This window comes from Vibrio sp. 9-16B-A1, from assembly GCF_056726165.1.
This window is the reverse complement of sequence record NZ_JBSDZD010000015.1, coordinates 46,550-61,315: the sequence shown is the minus strand read 5'-3', so window position 1 is coordinate 61,315 and position 14,766 is coordinate 46,550. Positions and strand designations below refer to the sequence as shown.

General features: G+C 53.0%; 9 protein-coding genes. 2 read left to right on the top strand and 7 right to left on the bottom strand.

Annotated features, from left to right (window positions below; translation table 11 throughout):
• Nucleotides 1–676: 676 nt before the first annotated feature.
• The 3 genes from ACVB80_RS20330 to ACVB80_RS20320 form a co-directional block, all read right to left on the bottom strand.
• Nucleotides 677–4,096 carry a helix-turn-helix domain-containing protein gene (locus ACVB80_RS20330; RefSeq protein ID WP_481083115.1) on the bottom strand — a complete coding sequence of 1,140 codons (3,420 nt, stop codon included), beginning with the start codon at nucleotides 4,094–4,096 and terminating at the stop codon, nucleotides 677–679.
• 149 nt (nucleotides 4,097–4,245) lie between these two features.
• Nucleotides 4,246–5,577 carry a murein DD-endopeptidase MepM gene (mepM, locus tag ACVB80_RS20325; protein ID WP_481083114.1) on the bottom strand — a complete coding sequence of 444 codons (1,332 nt, stop codon included), beginning with the start codon at nucleotides 5,575–5,577 and terminating at the stop codon, nucleotides 4,246–4,248.
• Nucleotides 5,574–6,590 carry a zinc ABC transporter substrate-binding protein gene (locus ACVB80_RS20320; protein WP_481083113.1) on the bottom strand — a complete coding sequence of 339 codons (1,017 nt, stop codon included), beginning with the start codon at nucleotides 6,588–6,590 and terminating at the stop codon, nucleotides 5,574–5,576. Before ACVB80_RS20320 ends, mepM begins: the two co-directional genes overlap by 4 nt.
• Nucleotides 6,591–6,678: 88 nt before the next feature.
• Here ACVB80_RS20320 and znuC point away from each other — a divergent pair, with 88 nt between their 5' ends.
• Nucleotides 6,679–7,464: a zinc ABC transporter ATP-binding protein ZnuC gene (znuC, locus tag ACVB80_RS20315; RefSeq protein ID WP_481083112.1), complete on the top strand. Its 786-nt coding sequence runs from the start codon at nucleotides 6,679–6,681 to the stop codon at nucleotides 7,462–7,464.
• Complete coding sequence (gene znuB, locus ACVB80_RS20310) at nucleotides 7,457–8,242, top strand: zinc ABC transporter permease subunit ZnuB (protein WP_481083111.1); 786 nt, start codon at nucleotides 7,457–7,459, stop codon at nucleotides 8,240–8,242. The genes znuC and znuB overlap by 8 nt, the downstream gene beginning before the upstream one ends.
• A 124-nt stretch (nucleotides 8,243–8,366) precedes the next feature.
• Here znuB and sucD read toward each other — a convergent pair whose 3' ends face one another.
• The 4 genes from sucD to sucA form a co-directional block, all read right to left on the bottom strand.
• Nucleotides 8,367–9,239 (bottom strand): succinate--CoA ligase subunit alpha, encoded by an 873-nt coding sequence (sucD, locus tag ACVB80_RS20305; RefSeq protein WP_481083110.1) that lies wholly within the window; start codon nucleotides 9,237–9,239, stop codon nucleotides 8,367–8,369.
• Entirely contained in the window at nucleotides 9,239–10,405 is a 1,167-nt protein-coding gene (gene sucC, locus ACVB80_RS20300; RefSeq protein WP_481083109.1) for an ADP-forming succinate--CoA ligase subunit beta, read from the bottom strand. Before sucC ends, sucD begins: the two co-directional genes overlap by 1 nt.
• A gap of 201 nt (nucleotides 10,406–10,606) precedes the next feature.
• Entirely contained in the window at nucleotides 10,607–11,833 is a 1,227-nt protein-coding gene (odhB, locus tag ACVB80_RS20295; RefSeq protein ID WP_481083108.1) for a 2-oxoglutarate dehydrogenase complex dihydrolipoyllysine-residue succinyltransferase, read from the bottom strand.
• 28 nt (nucleotides 11,834–11,861) lie between these two features.
• Nucleotides 11,862–14,672, bottom strand: a complete 2,811-nt coding sequence (gene sucA, locus ACVB80_RS20290; RefSeq protein WP_481083107.1) for a 2-oxoglutarate dehydrogenase E1 component — start codon at nucleotides 14,670–14,672, stop codon at nucleotides 11,862–11,864.
• Nucleotides 14,673–14,766 lie beyond the last annotated feature (94 nt).

Sequence of the window (14,766 nt, the reverse complement as noted above, 5' to 3'; positions counted from 1 at the left end):
GACTATTTCCGCGCTTCAGCCCGTCAAACCCGTCAAAAACAACCCCGTTAAAATCGTCAAAAAATATAAATGCCTTTTTTGACAATCGCGCTTTCATTCTCATGAGCAAGAAAACCAGAATTTATTCCAACATGCTTATTTCATATATTTCAATGCGTTAGGAGGCAAAATGGCAAGTTGTCGCATTTCTTATGGCGACTGTCGTTAATTCAATAAAGAAAATAAGTCCCCTGACGTATAGTTAAGTCATCGGGAGGCAGCAAGCGCCTCCAAAGAATTCCAGAGGTGGTATGGCTCCTGTCATACCACTCCGGCAGCAAGCGAAGGTGTCGTTGGCACCCGTGGTATAGTCCCCCCGGCTATACCACGTTATTTTTTTTCTGTCGTTCTGAAACTCTCTTCCCTGTCTGTCCAAAGTACCCTTTTCAATCTTTTTCATCATCCGCGTTTATTGTATATGTTCTGACCGATCCCGGCTGATTTACCCTGTGCCTTGACCCGGCCATCTTGTGTCCCCATACCGTTTCTGACACCGACAGCTCCGTTTACAGGCACAACCATGCCAGTAATGCCTGTATCCGGAAGAGTGACAGGAAAGCCTCTTCAGGGAACAGAAGAAACAAAAAAGGCAGGAGTTTCCTCCTGCCTGTTCAGACCATTACACTTAGCGCTGCCGTCAGTCGGTGTCTCCGTTACTTTCAACGAACTGGGTAGGTGAGATACCGTAATAGTGCTTAAATCGCTGACTGAAATACGACGGGTCATTAAATCCGGTATCAAAGGCGACATCTGATACCTTTTGCCCGGCGATCAGCAGATGACAGGCCTGACCAAGACGTACCTCATTTAAGTACTCTTTAAACGTCTTGCCGGTCTGGTTTTTAAACTTACGCTGAAGGCTGCGCTCAGATACAAACAACAAACGGGCCATTTGTGCAGTACCGAAATCCGGGTCCTGATAATTATCATCCACCAGCTCATAAACTTTCGCCAGCCAGGGGTCGATATCCGGTGCTGCATCGGGCTCAGGCACGTTCCACTCTTCCTGCAGAAGGTGACGGGTTTCAATACTGACCGGTGCCGGCAGCGCCTCGCCCGCAGGCCACAGCACTTCCACTTCGGTTTCACCTTTACCATTATGGAAGAAGCGGCACTCTCCCCCGCTGGCACTAGTGAAACGACGGACTGCCGCCAGAGTCGCATCTGTCAGGGCATAGAAATCTGCTGACGGATTGCTCTTGTCCACGCTGCTGTAATTCAGTATTTCCTGCCGGGTGAAATGGCGCCCTTCATCGGTGACGACAAAGCCGGCCCCTTCCGTGCCAGTCACCAGCCCAAGGGTGATCTTATCGCCCCGCTTACAGCGGCGGATAGAGTTATACAACATGCCATGCAGCACAAGGTCCAGGTTAAAGCCCTGCACCGCCACATAAACAGGCTTACCATCACCAACAAACTCAAACGTTACCCCGGCACGTTTAAATGTATCGCTCAGGGTCAGCAGCACCGCATCACATACACTGTTGAGTTCAAACACGGCCTGACTGCCTGACCGGTTGGGTTTAAGACGCAGGATCTGCTGCAAACGGGACTGCGCTGTATTCAGCCAGGCCTGCTCCTGCTCGGCAAGAGCAGATTTTGACGGCCAGAACTGGGTCAGATACTGATGTGCTTCCAGCGCCAGGTGATCAATAAAGTCCTGCCGGGTACGGAACTGTTTCTTCAGCTGGGTATTGCTGTGTAACAGGGCCTCACTCTGATGCTTTAACTGGCTGGTTCTGAGATCAACCTTTTCACGCAGCACCTTGTTGAGCTTCCATACCTGACGCGAACGCCAGAAATAAATCAGGCCCGCCAGGATCACCGCAGCAAGGAAACAACCGGATATAAACCAGCCGGACATAAACCATGGGGTAGCAACAGTAAAACTGAGCCGGCTCGGCTCCGTCGCCCGGTTAACGATTCCGGATGTTCGCAGCTCCAGGGTGTAATCGCCGGGAAGCAGGTAGTCAATGGTCAGCTGGGCACCGCGAAACGGCGTCCAGGGCTCGTTGTCACTAAAGCCCCGGCCATTAAGCCGATATTCCAGGTTCCACAAGTCAAAGTCCGGCAGTACCCCCATGGTAAAGGTGATTGCCTTACCGTGAGGGAACAGGTAATGACTGCCTTTGTCCGGCGCGTAACGGTACGGCTCCATATCCACCATCACCTGACCAATTTTCACGCCGCTGGCCGGCACTTCGGTGCTGAGCAGGTCTGCCTGAGAGGCATACACCAGCCCAAGTTTGGAACCAAAGATCAGGGTGTCTGTCTCCACGCTGTAAGTACAGATACCAGGCAAAAACTCGTTATTTACCAGACCAAATGGCGCGCCAAAATGGCGCAGCAGTCCCCCATCAGGTGTATAAAAACTCAGGCCTTTAGACGTACCCAGCCACACCCCTTTTGAGGTCGATACTGCGCACAGGGCTTTGAGATCCGGTTCATAAAGAGAGATGGAGGCAATCTGCTTCATGCGCGGATTATAACGATAGGTGCCAAAACTATTGACTACCCAGAAGTTTCCGTCTGACACTTCCGCTACATTCAGTGCCTGGCCCAGCTTTCTCTGAGTCAGCTTATCGAGCCGCAGCTGGCCCTGGTCATAGATATAGTGACCGTGATCAGTGCCAATCCAGGTCATGCCCTGCACGGAGGAAAACAGTGCGCTGATCTTTGTAGTGAAATCCTTGGCTACCAACCACTCAAATCCATAGTCATCCAGAGTGGATTGTTCAGGGTAATAACGCATCAGCCCCTGCTCAGTGGCAACCCAAAGACCCCCGCCATTATCCGGCAGCACTTTTTCAATCGGTCGCTGCTGAAGCTGGGCTGGGAACAACTTACGCTTCAGCTTGCCTGTATCAGTCTGGTAATAAACCAGGCCATCTTCTTTTGCCAGCCACACCCGGTTTCCCTGCACCGCCACATCGTGAACCATGCCACGCAGGATCTGAACCGGCTCTTCATCAATTCCCGGGTCATAACGAAACGCCCCCCTGTCAGTGGCTATCCACCATTCTCCGCCCTCGCCGGTGGTAATACTGCTGACCGTTCCCACATCGGCAGAAGCCGCGTTGCCGGAAAACCAGAACCGGCCAAACAGGCGGTTATACAGGGAGTAATACTTAATCCCCTTGTTAGTAGCAATCCACAGACCGCCCTGACCATCATTCATCAGGTCATAAATGTAATTTCCGCTCAATGAGTAATCATCATCAAACCGGCCGGTAAAGTGCTGCACACTCCCATCCATAAACTGATACACATACAGGCCATTTTCACTGCCAAGCCAGTAACCGGTATCGGTCTCTTCTATGGTAAGAATATGCGAGCGGGCAAAGCTCATCGGGATCTGTTCCGGGGAGTTAATGTCGATCAGTTTGGCCCCATTGACGGTACCAATAACCAGCTCCCTGCGTTTGTTGGAATAATGCAGGGTCTGGATAAAGGAACGACCGGACTGGCGAATATGATTAAAGCCCTCTTTCCCGCCAATATAAACACCGGAAGTCGTCGCCAGTACCCAGGTATGCTCGACCAGGACTGCGTCGTTAATCGTCACCTTCTTGCCAATATTACGCTGATAAACAAGGCTGAGAGGATACTCGTCAAATTCCCCGCTGTGGGTATTGTAGGTATAGAAAAACTCTTTACCCGCCATCCAGATATAATCACCATCCGCCCCAATGGTATTTATCTGTCTGCCGATACCCATACTCATCATCAGTTCAGCTGGCTGAGCCGGCTTAAAGCGATAGAGCTGATTCCCCTCAGCAAACCAGAAGTAATCATTGTGAAAAGTCAGGTGTTCAACCGTATCCTGATGAACGCTGCCAGAGCGCGGAAGCATGTGCTGACCATCGAAGAAACGCAGTTGCCCGCGCACATCATGGATCCAGAGTCCACCCTGAGGGCCGGAGAAGAGTTTTTTGGCAATAATGAACTGTCCCTGCTGCTCAAAAGGCAGGGGATAGAAAACAGAAGAACGATCTGAAGCGAACACATTGACTGCGGTAAACAGCCAAAGTGCGCAACATAAAAGAGCCTTATTCACGATATATCCGGGCAGCACCAAAGGTTACGGCAGGTACCCGATTGTACAACCGTACACCAGCCGAATTATTTTTTGTCGAAAATTATCTGTCAAAGGTACCTGAAAATCGCTCATTAAAAAAGGTGTACCGGGGTACACCTTTTCGTTTTCTAAAGCTGATCACGTAAAGCTGAAATGACACTCTGCGCTTTAGCCGTAAAGGCTTTGCGTTTATTTGACGGAACCGGCGAGCCCTGTGGCAACGGTACCTTCATTGAGTTTACCGGCCGGCCATTTTTGATCAGTTCGTAATGCAGGTGCGGACCAGTTGAACGGCCGGTGTTTCCACTCAGGGCAATTTTCTGACCACGGGTAATACGCTGGCCTTTTTTCACCAGAATTTTATGCAGGTGAAGATAGCGGGTCATGTACTCCCGGCCGTGCTTAATGACGATGTAATTACCCGCCAGTGAGTGCTTTTGCGCTTTCACGACCACGCCATCACCGGTAGCAAAGATTGGCGTACCAATCGGGGTGGCAAAGTCGGTACCGTTGTGCGGCGCAATGCGACCAGTAACCGGATGGCGACGATGAGGATTAAACGGCGAGCTGATGCGGTAACGTTTCGACGTCGGCAGGCGATCAAACGCCCGGGCAAGGCTGCGCCCTTCTGCGTCATAAAAGCGATTATCGTCAAATTTTACTGCGGTGTATTCTGTACCACCACTGCGGTAAAGCATGGCGACCACATCACCACTGCCCACGGATTTCCCGTCAATAAATTCACGTTCCAGCTGAACTGCAAAGCGGTCGCCTTTGCGCGACTGGCGGCCAAAGTCAAACTTCCACTGCATCGCTCTGGTCAGGGTATGGATCTGACCCGGTGTCAGCCCGGCAGCGCGCGCTGAGTTATAGAAACTGTCTGAGATACGCCCGCTGATCATCACCGGACGGGTTACCCCTTCCGTCTCCACCTCTTCAAAGGTGTAAGCGCCGTTTTGCCAGCGGTAAACATCGGACTGTTTTACGTTGCGCTCAAGGCTCAGAACAATCACCTTTCCGCTCTTATCCACTTCCCATTCCAGCTTCATTCCCGGACGGATACGTTCAATAGAGCGGTCAGCAGAGATCATAGCGTACATATCGCCCTGACTCAGACCGTACTGGGAGAAAATGGTACTCAGCAGCTCGTCTTTCTCGATCACATGCGTGTGGGTGTTTTTCTCGCTCTCCAGCTCCTGATCGAGCTCATCCTGGGGGGCGGAAAACTCCGGGGCATCCGAGTCAATCTGTTCACCCAGCGGTTCGCTGTTGAGATCTGACAAAACAGTTTTCTGCTCTGTGCTTACGGGGATGGTTTTGCGGGAATCAGGTCTGATTTCGATAGCAGAAGGCCGCCACAAAAGGGCGACCAGAGTCAGCATCGTCAGACCAAGAATTGAAATGCGGTGTTTTTTGGGTAAACGCTGCCAGGCGATGGCAGCGTTCTGGAAATTTCTCATTCAGACAAACAGCTTGAAAATTGGGAACCGAGTGACTTCAAAAAGTCAAAATACGCCCCCCGCTGTACCTGAATATTCACGCCCAGTGGATCCAGCACGCCTTTATTCACGCTGGTGCCACGGGTAACCGAACTTACAACCGCAGGGGTAAACTGAGGCTCAGAGAATACGCAATGTGCCCCCTCCGATTCAAGTTTTTTGCGAATTTTGTTCAGCGTTTTGGCGCCGGGTTTGCGTTCCGGGTTAACCGTGAAGTGACCCAGGTTGTTCAGACCAAAGAATTTCTCGTAATAGCCATAGGCATCATGGAAAACAAAATAGCCCTTCTCTTTTACCGGTGCCAGCTGAGTTTTAATGTCACTGACAGTGGTATCCAGGCCCTTTTCAAAGCGTTGCAGGTTCGCCTGATACGCTGCGGCGTTAGCCGGGTCAATTTCTGCCAGTTTGGCAGCGATGATCTGCGCAACTTCGCCGGCCTGCTGAGGACCCAGCCAGATATGCGCGTCATAGACACCATGGCTGTGGCCGTGATCATCGGCTTCATGGTCATGGTCATGGTCATGGTCAGCATGATGATCATCGTGGCCGTGTTCATCATGCTTATGCCCGGCATGGCTATGCTCAGCGTGATCGTGGTCATGATGATCGTGTCCGTCATCATGCTTGTGCTGACCACAGCTGCAGCCACCGTACTTACGCAGGGTCAGGCCTTCCTGATCCATCAGCGCCAGCGACCCCGGATGGTCCGCCAGTACGCCCTGCATAAAGGTTTCCATGTCTTTGCCTGCCCAGATAACCAGATCGGCGTTGCGAACCTTTTTCACATCGGAAGGTTTTAAGGCATAATCATGCGGCGATGTATTGCTGCCTAACAACAAGTCAGACTCTGCAACACCATGCGTAATTTCATTGGTGATAAGCTGAATCGGCTTCACCGAACTCAGTACGGTTGTCGCGTGCGACAGCGCAGATACAGAGCTCAGCGCAACAAATAAAAGGCCTGGACGTAACATGTTTTCCTCTTCTTCCGGTACGGCTGTTTGGTAAACGATAGAATTAATGTTACTTTATAACATATCAACAATGCAACACGGGTTATCAATGCAACCTTTGGTTTCTTTACAATCAGTCGGGGTTCGTTTTAACGACAATCAGGTATTGTCGGACATCAGCCTCGATCTGTTCCGCGGTCAGATCACGACCCTGATTGGCCCTAACGGGGCCGGAAAATCCACCCTGGTCAAAGTGATCCTTGGTATCAACAAACAGTTCAGTGGCAAACGCGAAATCCACGGTAAGCCAGTGATTGGCTATGTGCCGCAAAAGCTGCGCCTCAACGATACTCTGCCGCTGTCAGTTAACCGCTTCCTCAAACTGGCGGGAAAATTCAGTGACCATGAGAGAGCGGAAGCCCTGCGCCTGGTTGGTGCCAGCCATCTCGCAGAGCGCAATATGCACAAGCTTTCCGGCGGGGAAAACCAGCGAATCCTGCTGGCCCGTGCCCTGCTGCGCCGCCCGGACCTGCTGGTACTTGACGAGCCAGCTCAGGGTGTCGATGTTCAGGGACAAATCGACCTGTATGAACTGATCGACCACCTGCGTCACCGTTTTGACTGCGCAGTACTTATGGTATCGCACGACCTGCACCTGGTGATGGCCAAAACCGACCATGTGGTCTGCCTGCAGCATCATATCTGCTGTTCTGGCTCACCTCAGACCGTTGCTCAGCACCCGAGCTATCTGGCGATGTTTGGCCATCAGGTCAACGGCGCACTGGCGATCTATCAGCACGATCACCATCACCACCATGACCTGGCCGGACAACCGGTAAAAGGCGAGGCAGGCTGCTGTCAGAACCATCAACACGGACACCATAAACATGATTGAGTTTCTTCTGCCTTCCATTCTGGCCGGTACGGCGATTGCCCTGCTGACCGGCCCGCTCGGCTCGTTTGTGGTTTGGCGCAAAATGGCCTACTTCGGTGATACCCTCGCCCACGCGTCACTGCTGGGTCTGTCACTCGGCTTTCTGCTCGACATTAATCTCTATCTGGCACTGGTGATCTGCTGCGCCGGACTGGCAGTGCTGCTGGTCACCATGCAAAAACAGCAACTGGTGGCGACCGATACCCTGCTGGGGATCCTGGCGCACAGCTCACTGTCGCTCGGGCTGGTGGCGATCAGCTTCTTTGACCACGTGCGCATCGACCTGATGGGCTACCTGTTTGGCGACCTGCTGGCCGTCTCTCCAGACGACCTGACCTTTATTTTTATTGGCTGTGTGTTTGTACTCGGCGCGTTGTTTCTTTTCTGGCAGCCACTTCTGTCGAGCAGCGTGAATGAAGAACTGGCCAACATTGAAGGCACCAACACCGACCTGATGCGTCTGGTACTGATGCTGCTGGTTGGCGTGGTGATTGCGGTAGGGATGAAGTTTGTCGGCGCCCTGCTGATCACCTCACTGATGCTTATCCCGGCTGCCGCCGCACGCCGCTTTGCCCGTTCACCGGAACAGATGGCGCTGCTGGCCGCCGTGATCGGTGTGCTGGCGGTATGGGGCGGCCTGTGGGCGTCCTGGACACTGGATACCCCGGCGGGCCCGTCTGTGGTACTGAGCGCCGCGATCATCTTTATGCTGGCTCAACTGAAACCTGCCCAAAGCTGAGCCACAGCAACACAGCAACACAGCAACACAGCAACACAGCAACACAGCAACACAGCAACACAGCCATAAAAAAACCGATGCCTGAATGCATCGGTTTTTATTATTTGTGGTTTGTTTCCAGACCTTACCAGCCGGTTATTTCACGCAAGCCAGCACCGATTTCCGCCAGGGATTTCACGGTTTTCACACCCGCCGCTTCAAGAGCAGCAAACTTGTCTTCTGCCGTGCCTTTACCACCGGAGATGATCGCACCGGCATGGCCCATGCGTTTACCCGGAGGCGCAGTAACCCCCGCAATGTAAGAAACAACCGGCTTGCTGACGTGCTCTTTGATGTAAGCCGCCGCTTCTTCTTCGGCGGTGCCGCCGATCTCACCGATCATTACAATCGCTTCGGTCTCAGGATCATTTTCAAACAGCTCCAGAATATCGATAAAGTTTGAGCCCGGGATAGGGTCACCACCGATACCGACACAACTTGACTGGCCAAAGCCTTCATCTGTGGTCTGTTTGACCGCTTCATAAGTCAGGGTACCGGAGCGCGAAACAATACCGACTTTACCTTTCTTGTGAATATGGCCTGGCATGATACCAATTTTGCACTCATCCGGAGTGATCACACCCGGACAGTTAGGACCGATCATGCGAACGCCGGTTTCTTCCAGCTTCACTTTCACGTCGATCATGTCCATGGTCGGAATGCCTTCGGTGATGGTCACGATAAGTTCGATACCCGCATCAATGGCTTCCAGAATCGCGTCTTTACAGAACGGTGCCGGAACGTAAATCACTGTCGCGGTCGCGCCGGTCACTTCAACAGCTTCGCGTACAGTGTTAAATACCGGCAGGCCTAGATGAGTCTGACCGCCTTTGCCCGGCGAAACACCACCGACCATCTGTGTGCCGTACGCAATCGCCTGCTCGGAGTGGAAAGTGCCCTGACCACCGGTGAAACCCTGGCAGATCACCTTAGTGTTTTTGTCGATTAATACTGACATTATTTGCCCTCCGCAGCCGCGACGACTTTCTGCGCTGCATCGCTCAGCGACTCGGCAGCAATGATATCCAGACCGGAACCAGCCAGAACCTGACGGCCCAGATCCGCGTTGGTACCTTCAAGACGAACCACAACAGGAACGGTCACACCCACTTCCTTCACCGCACCGATGATCCCTTCTGCGATCATGTCACAGCGCACGATACCGCCGAAGATATTCACCAGTACCGCTTTTACGTTGTCATCCGACAGGATGATCTTAAAGGCTTCTGCCACGCGTTCTTTGGTCGCGCCGCCGCCCACATCAAGGAAGTTAGCCGGTTTGCCGCCGTGGAGGTTAACGATATCCATGGTGCCCATCGCAAGGCCCGCACCATTAACCATACAGCCAACGTTACCATCGAGCGCCACGTAGTTCAGTTCCCACTGCGCCGCGTGCGCTTCACGCTCGTCTTCCTGAGACGGATCATGCATTTCACGCAGTTTTGGCTGACGATACAGGGCATTGGAATCGATGTTGATCTTACCGTCCAGACAGAGCAGATTTCCGTCGCCGGTAATAACCAGCGGGTTGATCTCCAGCAGCGCCAGATCGTACCGGATAAACATGGTGGCAAGGCCATGGAAGATCTTCACAAACTGTTTGATTTGATCACCTTCAAGACCCAGTTTGAACGCCAGCTCACGGCCCTGATAAGCCTGAGGGCCCGCCAGCGGATCAATCGCCGCTTTGTGGATCAGTTCCGGGGTCTCTTCAGCCACCTTTTCAATTTCCACACCGCCTTCGGTCGAGGCCATAAACACAACCCGGCGGGTTGCACGGTCGACCACCGCGCCCAGATAGAGCTCATTGGCGATGTCTGAAGCTTCTTCTACAAGAATTTTGGATACCGGCTGACCATTAGCATCCGTTTGATATGTCACAAGGTTTTTGCCCAGCCATTTCTGAGCGAAGGCTTTCACACCCTCTTTGGTATCGTGCAGCTCTACGCCACCGGCCTTACCACGGCCACCGGCATGTACCTGACACTTTACGACTTTCTTTTCGGTTGCAATCTGACCGGCGGCTTCAAACGCCTGCTGCGGGGTGTCGCAGGCATAGCCTTCCGGTACCGGCAAACCGAACTCAGCAAACAGCTGTTTGGCTTGATATTCATGCAAATTCATTGTGCGATTCCATTTGTTTATCCCTTGAGGGATTTATTATTTCCATTAAGCATACCAGTTATATAACAAACACTTCTGTAATTGAAGCAGATGTGAATTATTATCACTCCGGTTTACTCTGGTTTGTAAGGTTGTTGAGCGTAAGATGGGCCAGTGGCCCGGTTTAATTTCGGCGCCAAAAGGCGCCGAAATGAATGCACATTAAACGTCCAGAAGCAGACGAGCCGGATCTTCGAGCAACTCCTTGATGGTCACCAGGAAGCCGACCGATTCACGGCCGTCTATCAGACGGTGATCATAAGAGAGAGCCAGATACATCATCGGCAGGATTTCGACTTTACCGTCGACCGCCATAGGGCGTTCCTGAATTTTGTGCATACCCAGAATTGCTGCCTGCGGCGGGTTGATGATAGGGGTGGACATCAGCGAGCCAAAGACGCCGCCATTGGTAATGGTGAAGTTACCACCGGTCAGCTCTTCCACGGTCAGTTTGCCGTCACGGCCTTTGATCGCCAGCTCTTTGATGCCTTTTTCGATCTCAGCCAGGCTGAGGGTATCGCAGTCTTTCAGGACCGGAGTCACCAGACCACGCGGGGTAGAAACCGCCATGCTGATATCGAAGTAGTTGTGATACACGATGTCATCGCCATCGATGGAGGCGTTCACTTCCGGGTAACGCTTAAGCGCTTCGGTGACCGCTTTCACGTAGAAAGACATAAAGCCCAGACGGATACCGTGTTTCTCTTCAAACAGGTCTTTGTACTGCTTACGCAGATCCATGATTGGCTTCATGTTGACTTCGTTGAAGGTCGTCAGCATAGCGGTGCTGTTTTTCGCTTCCAGCAGACGTTCTGCAACACGCTTGCGCAGACGGGTCATAGGTACGCGCTTCTGACTGCGGCCGGCAACCGGGGCCTGTACTTCCGGCTCTGCAGCCGGGGCTGCTGCCGGGGCAGGAGCCGGAGCCTGCTTCGCTGACTCAAGGTAAGCCTGAACGTCTTCTTTGGTAATACGACCACCGACACCGGTGCCTTTCACCTGTGAAGGAGACAGGTCGTGCTCACCCAGCAGACGGCGAACCGCCGGGCTCAGCGCTTCATTGCTTTCTTCTTCCAGAGAAGCCTTATGGCGTTTATCAGGCGAGGCTTCGGTCGACTCGGTAGTATCAGTGGTTGGTTCACCGGCAACCGCGCCTGGCTTAAGCTTACCAATCAGCTGGCGGCCCAGTACGGTTGCGCCTTCTTCTTCAACGATGGCTTCCAGTACGCCGTCTTCCGGCGCCGGAACTTCCAGTACTACTTTGTCCGTTTCGATATCTACAATCACCTCATCGCGGGCAACTGCTTCGCCTGGCTGCTTGTGCCAGGTTGCCACCGTTGCATCGGCAACAGATTCAGGTAAATCCGGAACCAGAATTTCAATTGTCATATTCATTTCGTCCTTATTCTTCCAGTTCTTAATCCAGGTTCAGAGCGTCATTCACCAACGCTTTCTGTTGTTTCATGTGCACAGACATATAGCCAACCGCCGGGGAAGCAGAGGCCGGTCTTCCGGCATAACTCAGGCTGGCACCAGCAGGGATAGCCGCACGGAAATTGTGCTGGCTTGAATACCAGGCTCCCTGGTTCTGAGGCTCTTCCTGACACCAGACAAAGTCCTGTGCATTGGTAAATGGCGCAATCGCCGCTTTCACTTCTTCCAGCGGGAACGGATACAATTGCTCGATCCGCACGATAGCCACATCATTCTTTTCGCTGTTACGACGCTGCTCCAGCAGGTCGTAGTACACCTTGCCCGAACAGAATACCACGCGGGTAACTCCGGCCGGATCCAACTGGTCCACTTCAGGGATAGCCGGCTGGAACGTGCCGTCAGACAACTCTTCCAGGGTGGAAGTACACAGCGGGTGACGCAGCAGGGATTTTGGCGACATCACGATCAGAGGACGACGCATCGGACGTACCACCTGACGGCGCAGCATGTGATAAACCTGAGCCGGGGTGGAAGGCACCACCACCTGAATATTCTGCTCAGCGCACAGCTGAAGGTAACGCTCAAGACGGGCGGAGGAGTGCTCCGGCCCCTGACCTTCATAGCCGTGAGGCAACAGCATGGTGATGCCACACAAACGGGCCCACTTCTGCTCACCTGACGAGATGAACTGATCAATCACTACCTGGGCACCGTTGGCAAAATCACCAAACTGCGCTTCCCAGATAGTCAGGCCGCCAGGCTCTGCCGTCGCGTAACCGTATTCAAACGCCAGTACCGCCTCTTCTGACAGCACGGAGTCAAACACTTCAAACGGGCCCTGCTTGTCATGAATATTGGCAAGCGGCACATAAACGCTGGCATCGTCCTGATTGTGCAGGACCGAATGACGATGGAAGAAGGTACCGCGACCGGAGTCCTGGCCCGAAATCCGGATGCGTTTACCGTCATCAAGAAGGGTGGCGTACGCCAGGGTTTCTGCCATACCCCAGTCGATGGCTTTCTCACCGCTGATCATGGCGGTGCGGTCATTATAGAGCTTGTTCACCCGGCTCTGGAGCTTATGACTCTCCGGATACTGACAAACCTTATTACCGAGCTGGGTCAGGCGCTCTTTGTCATACTGAGCATTCCAGCCACAATCCCAGTCATGACCGAGGAACGGCGACCAGTCTACCGAATGCATCGCCATCGGACGCCACTCTTTAACCACCACTTCGCCGTGGTCAAGCGCATCACGGTACTCATTAACCAGCTGAGTGGCGGTCTCGATATCGAACTCGCCGCGGTCGATCAGCACATCAGCGTACAGCTTACGCGGTGTCGGATGTTTTTTGATCTTCTGATACATCAGCGGCTGAGTCGCGTTTGGTTCATCCGCTTCGTTGTGACCGTGGCGGCGGTAACACACCAGGTCAATCACCACATCACGCTTAAATTCGTTACGGTAATCGAGGGCGATACGGGTAACAAACGCGACCGCTTCCGGGTCATCAGCATTAACGTGGAAAATCGGTGCCTGTACCATCTTGGCGATGTCGGTACAGTACATAGTCGAACGGGTGTCACGCGGGTTAGAGGTAGTGAAACCAATCTGGTTGTTCACCACGATTCGCACGGTACCACCTACATGGAAGCCACGCGCCTGAGACATGTTAAAGGTCTCCTGCACCACGCCCTGACCTGCAATCGCCGAATCGCCGTGAATGGTAATTGGCAAGACCAGGCTGCCGTCATTATCTTCAAGACGATCCTGACGGGCACGAACCGAGCCCATCACCACAGGGTTAACGATTTCCAGGTGAGACGGGTTAAACGCCAGCACCAGATGAACATCACCACCCGGGGTAGCAAAGTCTGCCGAGAAGCCCTGGTGATATTTCACGTCACCGGTACCCCAGGTTTCGTCATGTTTGCCGGCAAACTCGTCAAACAGATCCTGAGGGCGTTTACCCAGCACGTTAACCAGCATGTTCAGACGGCCGCGGTGAGCCATACCGATCACCACCTCGCGCATACCGCTTCGGCCAGCGTGACGGACCAGCTCCTTGGTCATCGGGATCATGGCATCGCCACCTTCAAGGGAGAAGCGTTTGGCACCCGGGAACTTGGCTCCAAGGTAACGCTCCAGACCTTCTGCGGCGGTCAGTTCATCGAGGAAAGTGCGCTTTTCATCTGCATCGAAGTCCGGCTGGCCTACCACAGATTCCAGACGCTGCTGAATCCAGCGCTTCTGCTCTGTGTTGGTCATGTGCATGTACTCAGCACCAACAGAGCCGCAGTAGGTTTGCTTCAGCGCTTTGTGGAGGTCTCTCAGTACCATGGTCTCCTGACCAATAGCAAAAGAACCCACGTTGAAGGATTCGTCGAAATCATCTTCGGTAAGATTGTGGAAAGCCGGATCCAGCTCTTCCACAGGTTTGCGTTTCCATAAACCCAGCGGGTCCAGGTTCGCGGCCTGATGGCCACGGAATCGGTACGCATTTATAAGCTGCAGAACTTTTACTTGTTTTGCATCGACATCAGGGTCACTTACTTGGACATTGTAATGCTTCGTCTCTTTCGCGAGTCGACGGAAGTAATCACGAACACGGGAATGAGGCTGTTCCACCACCTGCTCCGGTTGGGCAGGCAAATCCTCAAATACCCGTTTCCACTCCTCACTTACCTGATCGGGGTCACTAAGATACAGTTCGTAGAGTTCTTCTACATACGTTGCATTGGCACCAGCCAAGTGTGAAGACTCGAGCCATGCCTTCATCACGCCGTTGTGCATATTTTCCCTTAACCAGTTGTTTTCATTCAATACCCGGTCTTTCGCCGGGCCTTTAAGTATGCTGACCGGGGGCGATCAGCAAATCGTTGAATAT

Coding starts and splice junctions, on each gene's coding strand:
- mepM (WP_481083114.1), bottom strand. CDS start 5,577: ATGAGAAATTTCCAGAACGCTGCCATCGCCTGGCAGCGTTTACCCAAA.
- ACVB80_RS20320 (WP_481083113.1), bottom strand. CDS start 6,590: ATGTTACGTCCAGGCCTTTTATTTGTTGCGCTGAGCTCTGTATCTGCG.
- znuC (WP_481083112.1), top strand. CDS start 6,679: ATGCAACCTTTGGTTTCTTTACAATCAGTCGGGGTTCGTTTTAACGAC.
- znuB (WP_481083111.1), top strand. CDS start 7,457: ATGATTGAGTTTCTTCTGCCTTCCATTCTGGCCGGTACGGCGATTGCC.
- sucD (WP_481083110.1), bottom strand. CDS start 9,239: ATGTCAGTATTAATCGACAAAAACACTAAGGTGATCTGCCAGGGTTTC.
- sucC (WP_481083109.1), bottom strand. CDS start 10,405: ATGAATTTGCATGAATATCAAGCCAAACAGCTGTTTGCTGAGTTCGGT.
- odhB (WP_481083108.1), bottom strand. CDS start 11,833: ATGACAATTGAAATTCTGGTTCCGGATTTACCTGAATCTGTTGCCGAT.
- sucA (WP_481083107.1), bottom strand. CDS start 14,672: ATGCACAACGGCGTGATGAAGGCATGGCTCGAGTCTTCACACTTGGCT.